Below are 17737 nucleotides of genomic sequence, written 5' to 3'. Positions count from 1 at the left end.
CACAGATCGCGATTAGGGGGCTAAACGCAAGTCGCCCCCGCGGATCGCGATTAGCCCGCTAAACGCAGGTCGGGCGTGCGGGACGTCCAGGTGCCGTGCGGCTCCAGGGTGACCATGCGGACGTCGTCCTCCCGGCGTTCCAGCCGCACGACGAGGTAGTCGTCCGACAGACGCTCGGCGGACCCCTCGCCCCATTCGACGACCAGCGCGGACCGCTCCAGTTCGGTGTCGAGGTCCAGGTCGTCCAGCTGCGAGAGATCCCCGCCGAGCCGGTACGCGTCCACGTGCACCAGAGCGACCCCAGAGGCCCCAGCCGGATGCACCCTGGCGAGCACGAACGTCGGCGAGCTGACCCGTCCGCCGACCCCGAGACCGTCCGCGATCCCGCGGGTCAGCGTCGTCTTGCCCGCGCCGAGCGGCCCGGCGAGCAGCACCAGATCGCCCGCACGCAGCGAACGTCCGAGCTCACGTCCGAAATCGATCGTCGATTCGGGAGTCGGGAAAGCGAAATTCATCAGCGTTGCCACCACCAGGTCCGCCGTTCGGAAGTCTCACCATCGGTGCCGGTGCACCGTTGCACCAAGTCGATCAGGTGGCTGTTCACCAGTTCGGGTTGTTCCAGCTGCACCATGTGTCCCGCGCCGCGCACGCGCACCAGTTCCGCGTCCGGCAGCTCCGCCGCGATCCGCTCGGCGTGCGCGATCGGCGTGAACCGGTCGGAATCCCCGCCGACGACCAGCACATGCGCGTGCTTCAGCCCGGCGAGCGCGGCGTACCGGTTGTGGCTGCCGAGCGTGTCGACGAAGTTCACCAGCCCGCGCACCGGCGTGACTTCGAGCATTTCCAGCATGAAGTCGACAAGTCGAGAAGACACGTCACGGCTGCCGAAGGCCAGCCTGCGCACGGCCTGCCGGGTCAGCTGCCCGCCTGCCGCGCGCACGAACTCGACCAACCCCGGCTGCCAGCCGGCCAGCCCGCCGACGCCACGCGTGAGCGGGTTGTACTTCGAGAGCAGTGATCTCGGTAGCCCTCGAGCGCCGACCTCCCCCGCCGCGGTCGCGATGAACGCGACACCGCAGACGCGGTCGTCGAACAGCTCGGGATGCTCCGCGGCGAGCTCCATGATCACCATGCCGCCCATCGAGTGCCCCATGAGCACGATGGGCCCCTCCGGCACCACCGAACGGAGGACCATGTCGAGGTCGCGCGCCAGTTGCTCGATGGTGCTGGTCTCGGCGGTCGCGGCGCCGGATTGTCCGTGCCCGCGATGGTCGAAGTACACCTGACGCACCCGCGGCAGCTTCAGCGACGCGAGGTCTCGCCGCTGAAAATGCCAGCAGCGCTTCGACAACGCGAAACCGTGCACACCGACGACGGTCAGCTCCGGTTCTCCCCCATCGCCCGGATCGATCTCTTCGACCGCGAGCGGCGTGCCGTCCTCCGCCGCCACTGTCGATGTCCGATCCGGTGCGAGGTCCCCCAACGGCTCGTCCACGAACGGATCCTCACTCTGCCGCCGCTGCTGTGCGGCGACGGCGATCGCCGCGGCGGTGCCGGTGGCCACGGCCCCAACTCCGCCGACGATGGCCAGCAGTCTTCGTGAAGGTGTCACGAGCCTGCCTCCAGATACGTCCGGTGGATGCGCGGGCGGTACATCGAAGTCACGATCTCGTAGTCGATCGTCCCCAGCTTGTCGGCCCATTCCCGCGCGGTGGGCTCGCCGAACGTGCCCGCGCCGAAGAGGATCACTTCGCTGCCGATGGGCGGCTCGTCGTCTCCGCAGTCGATGATGAGCTGGTCCATGCAGACGCGGCCGACGACCGGCCGTCGCTGTCCGGCGAGCAGGACGTCCATCCGTCCGGACAGCGACCGCGGCACGCCGTCGGCATAACCCACGGGAACCAGCGCGAGGGTGGTGTCGCGTTCGGCCGTCCAGCTGTGGCCGTACGAGACCGATTCGCCGGCCGGGATCCGTTTCGTGAGCACGACCGACGATTTGAAGGCCATGGCCGGGCGGAGATCGTCGTCGGTGGGCACCGGGTTCAGCCCGTAGATCGCGATCCCGGGGCGTACGAGGTCGAAGTGCAGGTCGGGCCTGGTCAGCACGGCGGCGGAGTTCGCGATGTGCCGCATCGGGTTCAGACCGGCGGCGCGCGCGATGTCGTAGGCCTCGTCGAACCGTTTGGCCTGCGCGTCGATCGAGGGGTGGCCGGGCTCGTCGGCGCAGGCGAGGTGCGACCAGATGGCGACGACCTCGATGAGCGGCTTCGCGGCCGCCGCAGCCTTCACCAACGCCGGCCATTCCGCAGGTGGGCAGCCGTTTCGGGACAACCCTGTGTCGATCTTGAGGTGAACCCGGCAGATCGCGTTTAGCCCGCTAAAGTCGCGTGCCCGGCGAGCGCCGTCGGCCACGCGGGCCAGCTCGTCGAGGGAGCTGACGGCGACGTCGATGTCTTCGGCGACCGCGGGCGCGAAGTCGGCTTCGGGAGTGTCGAGCCAGCTGAAGAGGCGGACCCCGATCCCGGCCCTGCGCAGCGCGACCGCCTCGCCGAGGGAGCAGGTGCCCAGCCAGGTGGCCCCACCCTCGACGGCGGCACGGGCGACCTCGAGGGCTCCGTGCCCGTAGCCGTCCGCCTTGACCACGGCCATGGTCTGGGCCGAGGGAGCGCGGGATGCGAGCAGGGCGACGTTGTGCCGGATGGCGGACAGGTCGATGACGACCTCGGCACGCGGGAAACTGGCGGTCATAACGACCACCAGTTTCCCACGAACCGGCTCAGGACAGGCGCGCCCCGTCGGTGGCGGAGAACACGTGCAGCTCGTCGGGACGGATCCGCAGGTGCAGGGTGTCGCCCATGGCCGGCGGCTTGCGCGGGTCGACACGGGTGACGACGTTCGACTTCGTGCCTTCGGCGTCGGTCTCGGCCAGCTTGCCGTACACGTACGCGTCCGAGCCGAGCTCCTCGACGAGGTCGACCTTGACCGGCACGGTGCCGTCCTCGCTGGTGGTCACCTCGAGCGACTCCGGACGGAAGCCGAGGGTGACCGTGTCGCCGTCGGCCTTCGCGAGGATCTCGCGGGTCAGCGGCACGCGCGCGCCGCCCAGCTCGGCACCGTCTTCGGTGAGCTTCGCGGTGACGAGGTTCATCGCGGGCGAGCCGATGAACCCGGCGACGAAAGCGTTTGCGGGCCGGTCGTAAAGGGCGCGCGGGGTGTCGCACTGCTGCAGGAGGCCGTCCGAGAGGACCGCGACCCGGTCACCCATCGTCATGGCCTCGACCTGGTCGTGCGTGACGTAAACGGTGGTGACACCGAGGCGGCGCTGCAGCGCGGCGATCTGCGTACGGGTGGAGACACGCAGCTTCGCGTCGAGGTTCGACAGCGGCTCGTCCATGAGGAAGACCTGCGGCTCACGCACGATGGCGCGGCCCATCGCGACGCGCTGGCGCTGACCACCGGAGAGCGCCTTCGGCTTGCGGTCGAGGTACTGCTCGATGTCGAGCAGCTTGGCCGCGTCGAGCACCTTCTGCTTGATCTCCGACGCCGGGCGGCCCGCGATCTTCAGCGCGAAGCCCATGTTCTGGCCCACGGTCATGTGCGGGTACAGCGCGTAGTTCTGGAACACCATCGCGATGTCGCGGGCGCGCGGAGGCAGTTGCGTGACGTCGCGGTCGCCGATCCACACGGCGCCTTCGTCGATGTCTTCGAGACCGGCGAGCATCCGCAGGCTGGTGGACTTGCCACAGCCGGAAGGCCCGACCAGCACGAGGAACTCGCCGTCGGCGATCTCGAGGTCGAGTGCGTCCACGGCGGGCCGCTCGGAGCCCGCGTAGCGCCGGGTCGCCTTGTCGTAGGTGATCGTGGCCATCGGTTCAGTCCTCTTTCGGTTTCGCGGAAATACCGTGCCCGAGTTCGCGGGCTTCGAGATGCCGTTGCTGGATCCGGCGCCCCTCGGCGCTGTCCGCTTCGGTCGGCTCGAGTGGGGTGGAGCCGTGCTGTTCCTGCCAGCGGGGAGGTTCCGTGCTGGAAGCGAGGGCCCAGGCCGCCTGCCGCGCGGCACCGACCGCGACGTACTCGGCGACTTCGGGGATGACGACAGGCACGCCGAACACGATCGGCGCGACCGCGCGGACGGCGGCCGACTGCGCGCCACCGCCGATCAGGAGCACGCGGCGGACTTCGAGCCCCTGCTCGCGCAGGGCGTCGAGACCGGCGGCGAGCCCGCACAGCATGCCTTCGACGGCGGCGCGGGCGAGGTTCTCGGGCGTCATGTTCGCGCGGGTGAGGCCGAAGAGCGTGCCGTTGGCGTCGGGGAGGTTCGGCGTCCGCTCACCGTCGAGATAAGGAAGAAAGGTGAGACCGCCGGAACCAGGCGCGGCGGCGAGCGCCAGTTCGTCGAAGTCCGCGAGTTCGACGCCGAGCATCGCGGACGTGGCCGTGAGCACGCGGGCCGCGTTGAGGGTGCAGGCCAGCGGGAGGAAGCGGCCGGTGGCGTCGGCGAAGCCCGCGACGATGCCGGAGGGGTCGGCGCTCGCGGTTTCGGAGACGCCGAAGACGGTGCCGCTGGTGCCCAGCGAGACGACGACGTCGCCGGGGACGAGTTCGAGACCGAGGGCGGCGGCCATGTTGTCGCCGGTCCCGGCCGAGACGAGGATCCCGTCCGGAGTGTGGCCCGCGGCTTCGGCGGGGCCGATGACCTTGGGCAGTTCGGGAGCGCGGCCACCGAAGGCGTGCGCGAGGAGGTCTCGGCGGTATTCGCCGGTGGCGGGCGAGAAGTATCCGGTGCCGGAAGCGTCGCCGCGGTCGGTGACCGGCTCGGCGCCGTCACCCAGCAGCCGCCAGGTCAGCCAGTCGTGCGGGAGCAGGACGCGAGCGACGCGATCGGCCAGCTCCGGCTCGTTCTCCGCCATCCAGCGCAGCTTCGTGACGGTGAAGCTGGCGACCGGCAGCGAGCCGACGGACTTCGCCCAGTTCTCGGGACCGAGTTCGGCGCCGAGGTCTTCGGCCGCCTTCGCGGACCGGGTGTCGTTCCACAGCAACGCGGGGCGGACGACTTCGCCAATCTCGTCGAGGGCGACCATGCCGTGCTGCTGACCGCCGATGCCGATGGCGCCGACGCCGTCGAGCAGACCCTCCGTGGCCTCGCGGAACGCGTCCCACCACGCGGCGGGGGCGACCTCGGTGCCGTCGGGGTGCGAGGCGCGGCCGGTGCGGACGATCTCGCCCGTGTTCGCGTCACAGACGACGACCTTCGTCGACTGGGTCGACGAGTCGATTCCGGCGACCAGGTCAGAACTCATATTCCGGGCCTTCCGGTGCGCACTCGACCTGCTCGATGGCGGTTCCCGCGGTGAGCGCCGCCTCGATCTCCTCGGTCGGCGTCTCTTCGTCGGTGATCAGGAGGTCGTAGTCGCCGATGTCGCCGTACGCGTAGGTGGCGGTGCGGCCGAACTTGGAGTTGTCGACGACCAGGACGTTGCGATCGGCCGTGCGCAGCGCAGCCTTCTTGAGCTCGGCGTAGTCCTGGACCGGGTGGAACAGGCGGCCGACGGCGACCGCGGCGACCGACACGAACGCGATGTCGGCGTGCGTGCGGTCGAGGAACGCCACGACGTCCGGGCCGGCGCACGAGTCGAACTCGTGGTGGTAACGCCCGCCCGCCAGGACGACCTCGACGCTCTTGGCCGGGCCTAGGATGCGGGCGGCTTCGAGCGAGTTGGTGATGACGGTGAGGTCTTCGATCTCGCCGAGACGGCGGACGAGTGGGAAGAGCGTCGTCGAGTCGTCGACGAAGACCGTCTGGCCGGAGTTGACGTGTGCCGCGGCGGCCTCGCCCAGAGCGTCCTTCGTGGCCTGATTGAAGGTGTCGCGGAAGCGGGCGGCGGACTCCATGGTCGTCGCGGGGTAGGCCGCGACCTTGCCGCGAAGTTTGCGGAGGAGACGGCGCTCGGCGAGGTCGTCGAGGTCGCGGTGCATCGTCATCAGGCTGACGCCGAAGCGGGTGGTGAGGTCGTCGATGCGGACCTCGCCGGTGGCGATGACGTGGTCGAGGATCTCCTGGCGCCGGTGCTCGACGGCGGCGTCCGAGGGCCTGGTCTTAGACATGGGCGACACCGTTCACGACGCGGACCATGGCGGTCTCGGCGGGGTGGGTGTCGGCGCTCACACCTGCTTCTTACCAGAAGATTCGCCCGGAGTTAACACGTAACTCGATAACTTCCGCATTTTTTGCCACCTTCCCGCTCGGCCCCCCGACCTGCGTTTAGCCCCCTAATCGCGCTCTGAGGGCACCCGCCCGCAGAGCGCAGTTAGGGGGCTAAACGCAGGTCGGGGCCCTGGTCAGGAGGTCAGGGAGCGGACGGACCGGATGGCGTCCGGGACTGCGCCGAGGATGCCGGAGGCCGAGGTCGGGGCGCCGTCGGCGGCGAGGGAGCCGGCGAGCGAGTGGACGTGCGCGGCGGATCCGGCCGCCAGCCATGGGTCGAGTCCGGAGGCGAGTAGCGCGCCGACCAGACCGGACAGCACGTCCCCCGAACCGGCCGTCGCGAGCCACGACCCCCGCGGCGTGTTCACCAGCGCACGCCCGTCCGGCGCCGCGACCACCGTGCAGTGACCCTTCAAGAGCACGACGGCGTCGTACTTCCGCGCGGCCGAACGCGCCGCCGCGACCCGGTCGGCCCCCGGCGGCGAACCCATCAGCCGCTCAAACTCCCCCGCGTGCGGCGTCAGCACGAGCGGCGTGTCCGGATCGCGCGCGTCGAGCACGTCGGGCGAACCCGCGATGATCGTCGTCGCATCGGCGTCCGCGCACACCGGCACGCCGCGGCCGAGCACGAACCGCACCACGTCCCGCCCCTCGTTCCCGGTGCCGATCCCCGGCCCGACGACCCACGCCTGCACCCTGCCCGCGTCGGTCACCGAACCCGTCGCGATGATCTCGGGCCACTGCCCGCGCACGACGTCCGCGGCATGACCGGCGTAGCGCACCAGCCCGGACGTCGCCCGCACCGCCGCACCGGCCGCGAGCACGGCCGCCCCCGGATACGTCGCCGATCCGGCGGCCACCCCCACCACGCCCTGGCTGTACTTGTCGTCCTCCGGACCGGGCACCGGCCAAGCCGCGGCGACGTCCGCCGTATCGAGCCGCTGCAGATCGGGGTCGGTGAGCCGCAGGCCGATGTCCACCAAGGAGACCGCACCGCACGACGCGGGCGCGAGGACGTGCACCGGCTTGAGCGCCCCGAAGGTGACAGTACGATCCGCCACGACCGCCGGGCCGTCGACGGCGCCGGTGTCCGGATCCACCCCACTCGGCAGATCGACCGCGAGCACCGGCGCACTCACGTGCTTCAACAACGCCGCGGCGTCCGGCCGCAACGGCCCGCGCGCCGAAATACCGACGATCCCATCGACGACGAGGTCGGCTCTCTGGATCCACTGTGGACCATCCTCAAGGGACACGATCTTGCCGCCGGATCGCTTCAAGGCGGCCAAACCCGGGCCGTGCGCGCGTTCGGGCTTCAGCAGGATCGCCGAGACGGCCACATTGCGGCGGCGCAGGAACGCGCCGGCCCACAAGGCGTCGCCACCGTTGTTGCCCGACCCGACGAGCAGCGTCACCCGCCGCCCGGACACCGAACCCGTGTGCTCGGCGAGCATGCCGGCGGCGTGCACCGCGAGGCCGAAAGCCGCGCGCCGCATGAGCTCGCCGTCGGGAGTGACGGCGAGCAACCGGTCCTCCGCCGCGCGAATCCGTTCCGTGGTCCAGATTCCCTGCACGACGCCTCCGGTCTCTTACTCGACGGTGACCGACTTCGCCAGGTTACGCGGCTTGTCGACGTCGTACCCGCGCGTGCGGGCGATCTCGGCGGCCAGCACCTGCAGCGGCACCGTGGAGACCAGCGGCTGCAGCAGTGTCGGCACGGCCGGGATCTCGATCAGTTCGTCGGCGAACGGGCGGACGGTCTCGTCGCCCTCCTCCGCGATCACGATCGTGCGGGCGCCGCGTGCCTGGATCTCGCTGATGTTCGACACCAGCTTCGAATGCAGCACCGCGCGGCCCTTCGGCGACGGCATCACCACGACGACGGGCAGGCCTTCTTCGATCAGCGCGATCGGGCCGTGCTTGAGCTCGCCGGCGGCGAAACCCTCCGCGTGCATGTACGCCAGTTCCTTGAGCTTCAGCGCGCCTTCGAGGGCCACCGGGAAGCCGACGTGGCGGCCGAGGAACAGGACGGCCTTCGAGTCGGCGATCCGGCGGCCGAGGTCGCGGACCTGATCCACTGTGGACAGGACCTTCTGCACCGCGGCGGGCATCGCTTCGAGCTCGGCGAACTCGCGGGCGACCTCGTCCGGGTACTTGGTGCCGCGCGCCTGGGCGAGCGCCAGACCGACCAGGTAGTTGGCCGCGATCTGCGCGAGGAACGCCTTCGTCGAGGCGACACCGATCTCCGGACCGGCGTGCGTGTAGAGGACGGCGTCGGACTCGCGCGGGATCTGCGCGCCGTTGGTGTTGCAGACCGCCAGGACGCGGGCCTTCTGCTCGCGCGCGTGGCGGACGGCTTCGAGGGTGTCCGCGGTCTCGCCCGACTGGGAGACGGCGACGACCAGCGTCGCGCGGTCCAGCACCGGGTCGCGGTAGCGGAACTCGCTGGCCAGCTCGACCTCGACCGGGAGGCGGCACCAGTGCTCGATGGCGTACTTGGCGACGAGGCCCGAGTGGTACGCGGAACCACAGGCGACGACGAAGACCTTGTCGACGTCACGCAGGTCCTGGTCGGAGATGCGCTGCTCGTCGAGGATGATCCGGCCGCCGTCGAAGTGGCCGCGCAGCGTGTTCGCCAGCGCCTCCGGCTGCTCCTCGATTTCCTTGAGCATGAAGTACTCGTGGCCGCCCTTTTCCGCGGCCGAGAGGTCCCAGTCGACGGTGAACGGCTTGGCCTGGGCGGCGTCGCCGTGGAAGTCGGTGACGTCGTAGCCGTCGCGGGTGATCACGACGAGCTGGTCCTGGCCGAGCTCGACCGCCTCGCGGGTGTGCTCGATGAACGCGGCGACGTCGGAGGCGACGAAGTGCTCGCCCTCGCCGACACCGACGACCAGCGGCGACGAACGGCGGGCGGCGACGACGGTGTCCGGCTGGTCGGCGATGGTCACGACCAGGGTGAACGCGCCTTCGAGACGGCGGCAGACAGCGGCGACGCTGGCCGCGAAGTCGCCCTTCGTGTCGCCCTCGGTGTACGCGCGGGCGATCAGGTGCGCGGCGGTCTCGGAGTCGGTGTCGCTCGCCATCTCGACACCTTCGGCCTCGAGCTCGGCGCGCAGGGCGGCGAAGTTCTCGATGATGCCGTTGTGCACGACGGCGACGCGCTGGGAGGCGTCGCGGTGCGGGTGCGAGTTGCGGTCGACCGGGGCACCGTGAGTGGCCCAGCGGGTGTGGCCCATCCCGGCGGTGCCGGTGAAGGTGTCCCTGCCGACGGTGTCGAGCTGGGTCTCCAGGTTGGCCAGGCGGCCCGCTTTGCGCTCGACGTTCAGCGCGCCGGCGCCGTCGAGGACCGCGACGCCTGCCGAGTCATAGCCGCGGTACTCCATCCGGCGAAGCCCGCCGATGACGACGTCCAGAGCCGGTCGGTGTCCGACGTATCCCACGATTCCACACACGGCCACCAGCCTAACGACGGAAATTCGGCCCCTTCGCCCGGGCGCCCGCACCTGCGTTTAGCGGGCTAAACGCGACGCGTAGGCACGCTAAGCAGCACGGTTAGCCCGCGAAAGGCGAACGCCGGGGCGGCGCGCGGGCCGGACGGGGGCGCGGGCAGTAAGGTCACGAGCATGGCCAGCAAGCCCAAGCAGCTGCTCGCGGAGCTGTCCCACCCAGGTCCGCACGAGGTTCTGCGCGGCAACCTCGCCCTGGTCGGACTGCCCGGCGTCGTGTTCACCCCCCGTTCGGGACTCGGTCTGCCCGCGATCGCGTTCGGGCACGGCTGGTTGCAGCCGACCGGGAGCTACCGGCATCTGCTCCGGCACCTCGCGAGCTGGGGCATCGTCGCGGCGGCCCCGGCCACGCAGCGCGGCCCGCTGCCTTCGCACCGGCTGCTGGCCGGTGACTTGCTCACGACGCTCGAGTTGATCACGACGGTCCGCCTCGGACCGGACGGCATCAGCGTCGACCCGGCGAAACTCGGCCTGGCCGGGCATTCGACCGGCGGTGGCTCCGCGGTGTTGGCCGCCGCGCAGGCCGCCGAGAACGACGAGCGGCCCGAGATCCGCGCGGTCGCGACCATCACCCCCGCGCAGACGCTGCCGCCGGCGACCGTGTCGGCCCGCTCGGTGACCGCGCCCGGTCTGCACCTCGCGGCGGGCGAAGACCTGGTCGCGCCGCCCGTCGGACACGCCGAGGCCATCGCGGACGCGTGGGGCGGGCCGGTACAGCTTCGGACGCTCGGGAAGTCGTCGCACCTCGGCGTCACCGAGGGCAGGCACTGGAGCCAGCTGCTGCTGCACGGGAAGCCGCACCGCGGGACCCAGCAGCTGACGCGGGCGCTGTTCACCGCGTTCTTCCTCACGCACCTGACGGGGACGACGAAGTACCAGCCCCTGCTGGACGCCGACGTCAAACGCGCCCCCATCGAGCTCCAGGACGAACCCGCCGCCTGACGCCCGGGATCGCGTTTAGCCCGCGAAACGCGATCCGGCACCCCGGCGAGACGTCAGATCACGTTTAGCCTGCTAAACGCGACACGCCCCCGGCCCGGCGCCCGGATCGCGATTAGCCCGCTAAAGGCGATCCCGCACCCTGATCGCCCTCCGTATCGCGTTTAGCCCGCTAAACGCGACGCGGCGCCCGAGGGCGAAAAGAAGGGCCCGGCTCTGGTGAGCCGGGCCCTGAAGTGCGTGAAGCCGGTCAGTCGACCATCCACGAGTTGTTCGAGAAATCGTCGTCGTCGAATCCCTTGTCGTCACGGGCGTGACGACCGCGGCGACGCGCGGGCGTGCCGGGCGCTTCGGGCGCCGTGGCGCTGGGAGCGGGCGTCGGCGCCGTGGGCGGGACGTCCACCGTCGCCGGCACTCCGGGCACTCCCGGCGCGACCGGGAGCGGCGGCGGAGGAGGCGCCGGCCGCGACACGTCCGCACGGGCACCGAACTCGGCGAACCGGGCGTCCGGCTTTTCGTCGTCCTCGATGTCGAAGCCGATCGTGTGGCTGCGGTCGGCGGTCGTCTTGCCGGTCAGCCAGCCACCCGCCTCCTTGCTCCGCTTCCCCAGCTCCTGCATGTGCGCGGCGTACTTGTCATGGATGGCGGCGTCCTTCTGCATGGTCTCCGCCGCCTGGGCCTTGGCGTCGGCGAGATGCCGCTCCCGCAGCCCGCGCTGCTCCAACTGCTCCGTGATGGCGGCGTCCTGCCTGGACATGGCGGCCGCCAGCCGGTCAACAGCGCTCATCGGTCCTCCCTCGTTCCCCGGTCAGGCGATCATCGCTCGTAACTGATCGAACGGTCGCCGCCCTCGTCGTCGAGCGATCCGCTGATCCGGCCGCCCGCGCCACTGGTCTCGAAAATGCCACCCTCGACGCGGTACTGGCTCGACCCGCGCTGCGTGTCACCCCCGCCACCGCCGGCCGCGCCGCCCATGGCGCCCATTCCACCCATCATGCCGCCCATTCCGGCGGGCGAGCCCGCGGCACCGGCGTTCGCGGGCGCCGGGTCCATCCCGCCGGGAGCCATCCCGAGACCGCCCTCGGCCCCGGCAGGCTGCGCACCGCCGCCGGACTGCATGCCCGCTTCCAGCGAACCGGCTTCGTTCAGCGACCCCGACGAACCGCCCTCGAGAGGGCTGCCGATCGCGCCTTCGAAGCTGCCGCCGCCTCCGGCGGTCGGCACAGTGCCGTCTCCGGTGGAACCAGACGCGCCGCCCGCGGCGGCTTCGGCCCCCGCGGATACCGAAGCGGTCCCCTCGGCGCCGACGCCGACCTCGACTCCGCCTGGAGCGCTGAAGCCGCCACCACCACCGCCACCGGGCGCCATCCCGCCGTCGGCCGGGGCGGGCATGGGACGAACGTCTTCGACCTTGCCGGGCTGCGGGTTGCCGGGATTCCGGTCGTCGAGGCCGTTCTTGATGTCGTCGGTCTCGAGGGTGTCGCCGGGCTTGAGCTCCTTCTTCTCACCCTTTTCGTCGAGGGTGTAGGTGGTCGGCTCGCCCTTGCCGTCGTCGACGGTCACCACGGTCGGGCCGTTCGGTCCCTGTGGCTGCTCGGCGGTGATCTTGAGGTTGCCGTCCTGGATGTGGATCTTGCCGTCCGGGCCGGGCCGGTAGACGCCGTCGGGGCCGGGCTCGCCCTCCTTGACCGTGCCCTTCGGCCCGAACTCGCCGTCCTTGCCCTCTTCGCCGGGCTTGCCGTCCTTGCCTTCTTCGCCCTTCGGGTCGTCGAAGTCGAGCTTGTAGTCCTTCTCGTTGCCCTTGCCGTCGCCGACCTTGATGTCCATTTTGCCGTCTTTGTCCGGCTCGGTCATCTCGATCTTGTTGTCGCCCTTTTCGACGGTCATGGTGTCCTGACCGTCTATGCCGTCCTTGATCGCCTCACCCGTCGCCGGGTCGATCGGGTACGGCTTGCCGGTCTCGGGGTCCAGCTCGAGCGGCTTGCCGGTGACCGGGTTCATGCCCTCGGCGGGCTTGTCCTCCGGCTTCGGCGTCTCGGGGACCGAAGCGGCAGGCGGGGTGCTGGCACCGCCGCCGCTCCCGCTTCCACCGCCGCTTCCAGTTCCGCCGCCGGTGCCCCCACCGGTGTCACCACCGCCGCCCTTGTCGTTGCCCTTGCCGTCATCGGCGGGCGGCTTTTCGGACCCCGGCGCGGGGAACGGGTTCGTGTAGTCCTCCATGAACCGCGAAAGCTCGTGGTACTGCGTGTTGATCGTCTCGGTCGCGTTCTTGCAGAGCTTCTTGAAGTTCTCGAAACGCTCACCGAATTCGGTGGCGAACGAGCCCTTCAGCCACTGCTTCGCGGCCCCGATCGCGTAGTCCTTGTTCTCGTCGTTCAGATCGCAGTCGTCATGACGCAGCCGTTCGGCGAGGTTGTTGCCCGGACACGCGGAGTCGAGCCAGTACGCGACGTCCATGAGCTTTTCTTTGGAATCGACCTTGCCGTTCGCGATCTCGACGACCTGCTTCGCGATGTACAACGGCGCCGTGGCGACCTTGTCGACTCGGAGCTTCAGCGTTTCGTCGACCTTCAGCTTGAGCGCGCTGTAGATCTTGTCGATGGTCGAGGGCACCAGCTTGATGGCGCCGTCCATCTGCGCGATGAGTTCTTTCGCGTCGGGCTGGATCCGCTGCTCGTACTTGACCTTCGCGGCCGTCGCGCCCTCGCCCTTCCAGTCGTGGAAGAGCGTGGTCAGCGCCGAAGTCGCGTCCCGCTGGGTCTGCTCGACGATCTTCTTCGCGTCGGCGAGATCCTCGACCTCGTCGAACATCTTCTGGAAATTGATCTCGCGGTTTTCGTGGAACCGGTCCCAGATGTCGGTCTTGTAGCTGATTTCGCCCGACTTCTCCGGCATCTTGTTCCAGACCTGCTCGGCCCAGTCGGAGAAGAAGTCCAGCGCCGGTTTCCCGAGGTCGAGCACCTGGTCGGATTTGGTGGTGGAACCACCCGCGGCCGGCCGGGACATCGCGTCGAGGTCCTTGTCGGCCTGTTTCGTCTCGGTCGCCTGCTTCTTGTCCCCGGCGGCGTTCGAGTCGCGTTCGGCGACGGCCTTCTTGTAGGCCTCTTCCTTGTCGACGAACGGGTTCAGCAAAGCGTCTTTGGTCCCCTGCGTGACGTAGGGGTCCTTCAGCATTTCCTCTACCTGGGCGGGCGTCGGTTCACTCATTACTGCGCTCCCGCCTTGTTGGCAGCCGCGGCGTTCGCCTGGTCGGATGAGGTGTAGCGGGTCGACGCGGTGCTGACCCCGCCGGCGAGCTGGGTGAGCTGGCCCGCGTAGCCCTTCATCGCGTCGGAAATGGCGAGGATCCCGGTGGCGTACCCCTTCTGGTAGTCCTTGTGGACCCGGCCGAAGTTCTCTGGCCCGACCTGGGTCGGGCCGACCTTGCCCGCCTCGGACGTCGTTTTCTCAGCCGCGCGCTCCAACGACGTCGACGCCGTGAGCATCGCCTCTGAATCGGCTTTGTAGCCCCCGTCCGGCATGACCGGTGCCCCCTTCGTCCCGCTGTATCCGCCTCGTTGTCCTACCTACGACGCACGCCGGCGGCATCAGGTGCCATCGCATATGCACACAGAATGTACCCACCGGTCATCGAGACCGCAGGGACATTCACACCTTTGCTAACTCAAACGATTTCGGCGCAAGAAGCCTGGTAGACCGCGTTTTCGCGGTTTCGCGCCCGCCGCGATGGCTTCGGCGAGCACGGTGGCCGCGCCGCGGATGTCGACCAGGCGATCCAGCTCGTCGAGGTCGAGGTCGACACCGAACTCCACCTCGACCGTCGCCAGGAGCCGGACGCGGCGCCGGGAGTCGACGCCCATCTCGGCGAAGGGCGTGTTCTCGTCGATGGTGTCCGGATCGACGTCGAAGGTCTCGCAGACGAGGGCCTTGATCTCGTCGACGTACTCGCTCCCGTCAGCTGCCATGGGGGAATTCTGTCCCATCCGCGGTCCAGTACCGCGTTCTGGCCGCGGAACGCGCGACCTTGCCGCTGGAGGTCCGTGGCAGACCGCCGGGTTTGACCAGGAAGAAAGCACGAAGCCGCACGTCGTGCCGCTCGGCGACGGCGCGGGTGGCGGCTCGCGCGATCTCGGCTTCGTCGAAGTCCGAGGCCTTCCGGGCGCGCTCGGCGACCACGACGACGCCCTCGCCCTGGTCGTCGTCGACCGGGAACGCGGCGACTCGTTCGGGCCCGAGAAGAGGGTGCGCGGCGGCGACCGTCTCCTCGATGTCGTGGGGGCTGTGATTGCGGCCGTCGATGATGATCAGGTCCTTGATCCGGCCGGTCACCGACAACCTGCCGTCGCGGATCATGCCCAGATCGCCGGTGCGGAGCCAGCCGCCTTCCCCGTCGAGTTCGGCGCCGAAAACCTCGGCGGTCAACTCCGGACGGCGCCAATACCCGGCGGCCACGTTGGGCCCCTTGACCCAGATCTCGCCCATGTCGACTTTAGCGGGCAAAACGCGATCCGGCGGGGGCACGACGCGGACCCGCTGCCCCCTGGGCCAGCCGATCTCGACGATTTCCCGGCCGTCCACTTCGGTCACCACGGGGCCGCCGGAATCGCCGCTGGCGACGTAGACCGTGGCCTCGGCCAGACCATAGGACGGCCGGAACGCGCCCCGCGGGAAACCGTGGGGTTCGTATGCGGCGAGGAACTCCCGGACGGTCGCCGCCCGGACCGGTTCACTGCCGCTGAGCGCGATCGACACCGTCGAGAGGTCGTACTCGGCGCGCTTCGCCTCGGGCACGGCCTCGGTCACCAGGTCGTACGCGAAGTTCGGGGCCGCGGTGAGCGTGTTCGGATACGACGACATCAGCAGCAGCCAGCGCTCCGGACGCCGGATGAACTCCAGCGGCGCGATGAACACCGTCCGGCCGCCGCAATGCATCGTCCCCGCGAGCAGCTGCGCCAGCCCCATGTCGTGGAAGAACGGGATCCAGCCGACGCACGTGGTGCGCTCGTCGACGTCGTAGGCGTCGCAGATCTGCCAGCAGGCGGCCGACAACGCCCGATGCGTGATGATCACGCCCGCCGGCGATCGCGTCGTGCCGGAGGTGTACTGCAGGTAGGCGGGGTCCTCAGGTGAGAGTGGCGACGGCGGCGACTGGTCGGCCGGGTCCAGCGGCAGGGTGTCGACGGCGATGATCTCGCGGGGCGCCGGAACCGGCTCGGCACCAGCGAACTCCGTCAACCGCTCGACCAGGGCCTCCGACGTGAGCCAGATGTCGGCGTCACAGTCGTTGAGGACCCCGACGAGCCGCTCGCGGTGGGCGCGGACGTCCGGTGCGGACAGCGGCACCGCGACAGCACCGGCGTACAGCGCGCCGAAGAAGGCGACGACGTAAGAGAGGTCTTGCCGCGCTGTGATCGCGACGCGGTCTCCCGGCCGGACCACCTCACGCAGCTTCGCCGCGACAGCGCGGACGTGGACGAGCAATTCGGCCCAGGTCAGGGTGTCCTCGGCGGGCTCATACCGGCTCGAGCAGTCGAGGTACGTGTACGCCGGACGATCGACATCGGCGCGTTCGAGCAGGCGGAGCACGAGCGGGGTCCGCAACACTTCGTCGGGCACTTCTGGTGACACTGGCACATCCTCCGGCCGCGCATGGGCATCATACGAACGTGGACGACTTCTTCGTGCTGGACGATCCGGCGGACCGCGTCAAGGCCCTGCGCGACCGCGAGCTCAGCTCGAATCCGGGCGGTCCCGCGGCCGAGACGCCGAACCTCCTGCTGATGGACGGCCCGGACCACCGGCGGCTCCGCGCGGTCGTCAAGGAGGTCATCGCCCTGGTGGAGCCCCTGCCAGATGCCCTGGTCACAGACCTGCGCGTCACGATTAGCCCGCTAAAGTCGAGTGCGCGCTTCGACCTGGTGGCCGACTTCGCCAGGCCGGTGGCGGCCAGGGTGACGGAGGCGGTGCTGGGCACGGTCGAGCCGCTCGGCGAGAAGCTGCTGACGAACCTTTCGGAGACCGCCGCGAATCTGGACGTCTGGTCCGGCGGGCCCGCCGGTGCCGACGCCGCCGCGCTCAGGGTCGCGATGTTCTTCCTCAAGGCGACGGCCGTCGAAGGCGGCGGGCTGGCGCTGCTCCGCGAAGCGCACGAAGCAGGCCGGATCACCGAAGACGAGCTGATGATCACGCCGGTGATGCTCGCCCACGCGGCGTACGAGAACACCATGAACTTCCTCGCCCTCGCCGGTCTCGAACTCCTACGCCGTCCAGACGTCCTCGGCGACGTACGCGGTCTGATCCACGAAATCGCCCCGACACGCTTCGCCGCCCGCCGCGTGACCGCGCCGTTCTCCTTGGCGGGCAAGGACTTCACGACCGGGGACAAACTGGCCATCCCGCTGGGTCCCGACGCCGAACTCGCCTTCGGCCTCGGCCGCCACACCTGCCCCGGCTCGCGAGTCGCGGTCGCCGAGGGGGAGGTCGCCCTTCGCGCCCTCGCCGAGATCCTGACTCCCGACCACGTCGCCGAGGAGGTGCGGTACAAGACGCACGCCGTCTTCCACGGCGTCGAACGGGCCGTCGTGGCGCTGCGGACCTGACCGCTCAGGTCGCCAGCCAGTCGGTGTCGGCGAAATCGTCGTCGTCGCCCCGCGCGGCGGCCGCCCGCCGATGCCGTCCGGCCGGACGCTCCTCCGGCACAGGCACCGGCTGCGGCGGGGCGGCAACGGCTGGAGCAGGCGGCCGGTACGCAACCGGCGGCTCTTCGGCCGTCCGATACCCGGCACGGCGCTCGTTCTCGGCTTCGTCCTCCTCGAACCCGAAGTCGCCGTCGTCCTCGACCTTCTCGGAGAGCGTCGACTCGGTTTCCCAGCCGCCCGCGGCCTCCGCGCGCCGCTTCTGCTCGCTTCGGGCCGCAAGCGCCGCGCCCGTCTCCTGCTTGAGCTGGTCGCCCGACGCCTTGGTCTCCTCGATCGCCTTGGCCGCCCGGTTGTCGACCAGGTACATCCGGTCGCCGTTCTCGCGCTCCAGCCCGGCCAGTTTGTGCCGGAGTCTGGCGAGATCCTCCTCAGGATTCACTGACCCTCCC

16 protein-coding genes are annotated in these 17737 nt (G+C 69.9%); 2 read left to right on the top strand and 14 right to left on the bottom strand.

Annotation, left to right across the window (positions count from 1 at the left end; translation table 11 throughout):
• Positions 1–50 precede the first annotated feature (50 nt).
• The 8 genes from tsaE to glmS form a co-directional block, all read right to left on the bottom strand.
• Complete coding sequence (gene tsaE / locus ACZ3HL_RS20645) at positions 51–515, bottom strand: tRNA (adenosine(37)-N6)-threonylcarbamoyltransferase complex ATPase subunit type 1 TsaE (protein WP_465415271.1); 465 nt, start codon at positions 513–515, stop codon at positions 51–53.
• Complete coding sequence (locus tag ACZ3HL_RS20640; protein ID WP_465415273.1) at positions 515–1612, bottom strand: alpha/beta fold hydrolase; 1098 nt, start codon at positions 1610–1612, stop codon at positions 515–517. Before ACZ3HL_RS20640 ends, tsaE begins: the two co-directional genes overlap by 1 nt.
• Positions 1609–2748: an alanine racemase gene (alr, locus tag ACZ3HL_RS20635; protein WP_465415275.1), complete on the bottom strand. Its 1140-nt coding sequence runs from the start codon at positions 2746–2748 to the stop codon at positions 1609–1611. The genes ACZ3HL_RS20640 and alr overlap by 4 nt, the downstream gene beginning before the upstream one ends.
• A gap of 28 nt (positions 2749–2776) precedes the next feature.
• Positions 2777–3868 carry an ABC transporter ATP-binding protein gene (locus ACZ3HL_RS20630; protein ID WP_034304347.1) on the bottom strand — a complete coding sequence of 364 codons (1092 nt, stop codon included), beginning with the start codon at positions 3866–3868 and terminating at the stop codon, positions 2777–2779.
• Between the two features lie 4 nt (positions 3869–3872).
• The gene (gene xylB / locus ACZ3HL_RS20625; RefSeq protein ID WP_465532859.1) at positions 3873–5300 is read right to left on the bottom strand and encodes a xylulokinase; all 1428 of its coding nucleotides are present in this window, start codon (positions 5298–5300) and stop codon (positions 3873–3875) included.
• Positions 5290–6105: a DeoR/GlpR family DNA-binding transcription regulator gene (locus ACZ3HL_RS20620; RefSeq protein WP_465415281.1), complete on the bottom strand. Its 816-nt coding sequence runs from the start codon at positions 6103–6105 to the stop codon at positions 5290–5292. The genes xylB and ACZ3HL_RS20620 overlap by 11 nt, the downstream gene beginning before the upstream one ends.
• Positions 6106–6339: 234 nt before the next feature.
• Positions 6340–7779, bottom strand: coding sequence for an NAD(P)H-hydrate dehydratase (locus tag ACZ3HL_RS20615; RefSeq protein ID WP_465532858.1), 1440 nt, complete (start codon positions 7777–7779; stop codon positions 6340–6342).
• Positions 7780–7794: 15 nt separating this feature from the next.
• Positions 7795–9657, bottom strand: coding sequence for a glutamine--fructose-6-phosphate transaminase (isomerizing) (glmS, locus tag ACZ3HL_RS20610; protein ID WP_465532856.1), 1863 nt, complete (start codon positions 9655–9657; stop codon positions 7795–7797).
• Positions 9658–9828: 171 nt separating this feature from the next.
• Between glmS and ACZ3HL_RS20605 the strand changes: the two genes are divergently transcribed.
• On the top strand, positions 9829–10653 hold the full coding sequence (locus tag ACZ3HL_RS20605) for a dienelactone hydrolase family protein (protein ID WP_465532854.1): 825 nt from the start codon (positions 9829–9831) through the stop codon (positions 10651–10653).
• A 247-nt stretch (positions 10654–10900) separates the two neighbouring features.
• Here the strand turns inward: ACZ3HL_RS20605 and ACZ3HL_RS20600 are convergent, their stop codons facing one another.
• The 5 genes from ACZ3HL_RS20600 to ACZ3HL_RS20580 all read right to left on the bottom strand — a co-directional run bounded on the left by ACZ3HL_RS20600 (position 10901) and on the right by ACZ3HL_RS20580 (position 16284).
• Complete coding sequence (locus ACZ3HL_RS20600) at positions 10901–11437, bottom strand: hypothetical protein (protein WP_465532852.1); 537 nt, start codon at positions 11435–11437, stop codon at positions 10901–10903.
• Between the two features lie 29 nt (positions 11438–11466).
• The gene (locus ACZ3HL_RS20595) at positions 11467–13857 is read right to left on the bottom strand and encodes a hypothetical protein (protein WP_465532850.1); all 2391 of its coding nucleotides are present in this window, start codon (positions 13855–13857) and stop codon (positions 11467–11469) included.
• On the bottom strand, positions 13857–14171 hold the full coding sequence (locus ACZ3HL_RS20590) for a hypothetical protein (protein WP_016331125.1): 315 nt from the start codon (positions 14169–14171) through the stop codon (positions 13857–13859). The genes ACZ3HL_RS20595 and ACZ3HL_RS20590 overlap by 1 nt, the downstream gene beginning before the upstream one ends.
• Before the next feature lie 138 nt (positions 14172–14309).
• Positions 14310–14615, bottom strand: coding sequence for an acyl carrier protein (locus ACZ3HL_RS20585; protein ID WP_465415294.1), 306 nt, complete (start codon positions 14613–14615; stop codon positions 14310–14312).
• Positions 14605–16284 carry a fatty acyl-AMP ligase gene (locus ACZ3HL_RS20580; RefSeq protein ID WP_465532848.1) on the bottom strand — a complete coding sequence of 560 codons (1680 nt, stop codon included), beginning with the start codon at positions 16282–16284 and terminating at the stop codon, positions 14605–14607. Before ACZ3HL_RS20580 ends, ACZ3HL_RS20585 begins: the two co-directional genes overlap by 11 nt.
• 32 nt (positions 16285–16316) lie before the next feature.
• On the opposite strand from ACZ3HL_RS20580, the gene ACZ3HL_RS20575 reads away from it, so the two are divergent.
• Positions 16317–17249, top strand: a complete 933-nt coding sequence (locus ACZ3HL_RS20575) for a cytochrome P450 family protein (protein ID WP_465532846.1) — start codon at positions 16317–16319, stop codon at positions 17247–17249.
• A gap of 4 nt (positions 17250–17253) precedes the next feature.
• Here the strand turns inward: ACZ3HL_RS20575 and ACZ3HL_RS20570 are convergent, their stop codons facing one another.
• Entirely contained in the window at positions 17254–17727 is a 474-nt protein-coding gene (locus ACZ3HL_RS20570; protein ID WP_465415302.1) for a hypothetical protein, read from the bottom strand.
• Positions 17728–17737 lie beyond the last annotated feature (10 nt).

This window comes from Amycolatopsis sp. NPDC000009, from assembly GCF_055563465.1.
This window is presented reverse-complemented; position numbering and strand designations above follow the sequence as displayed.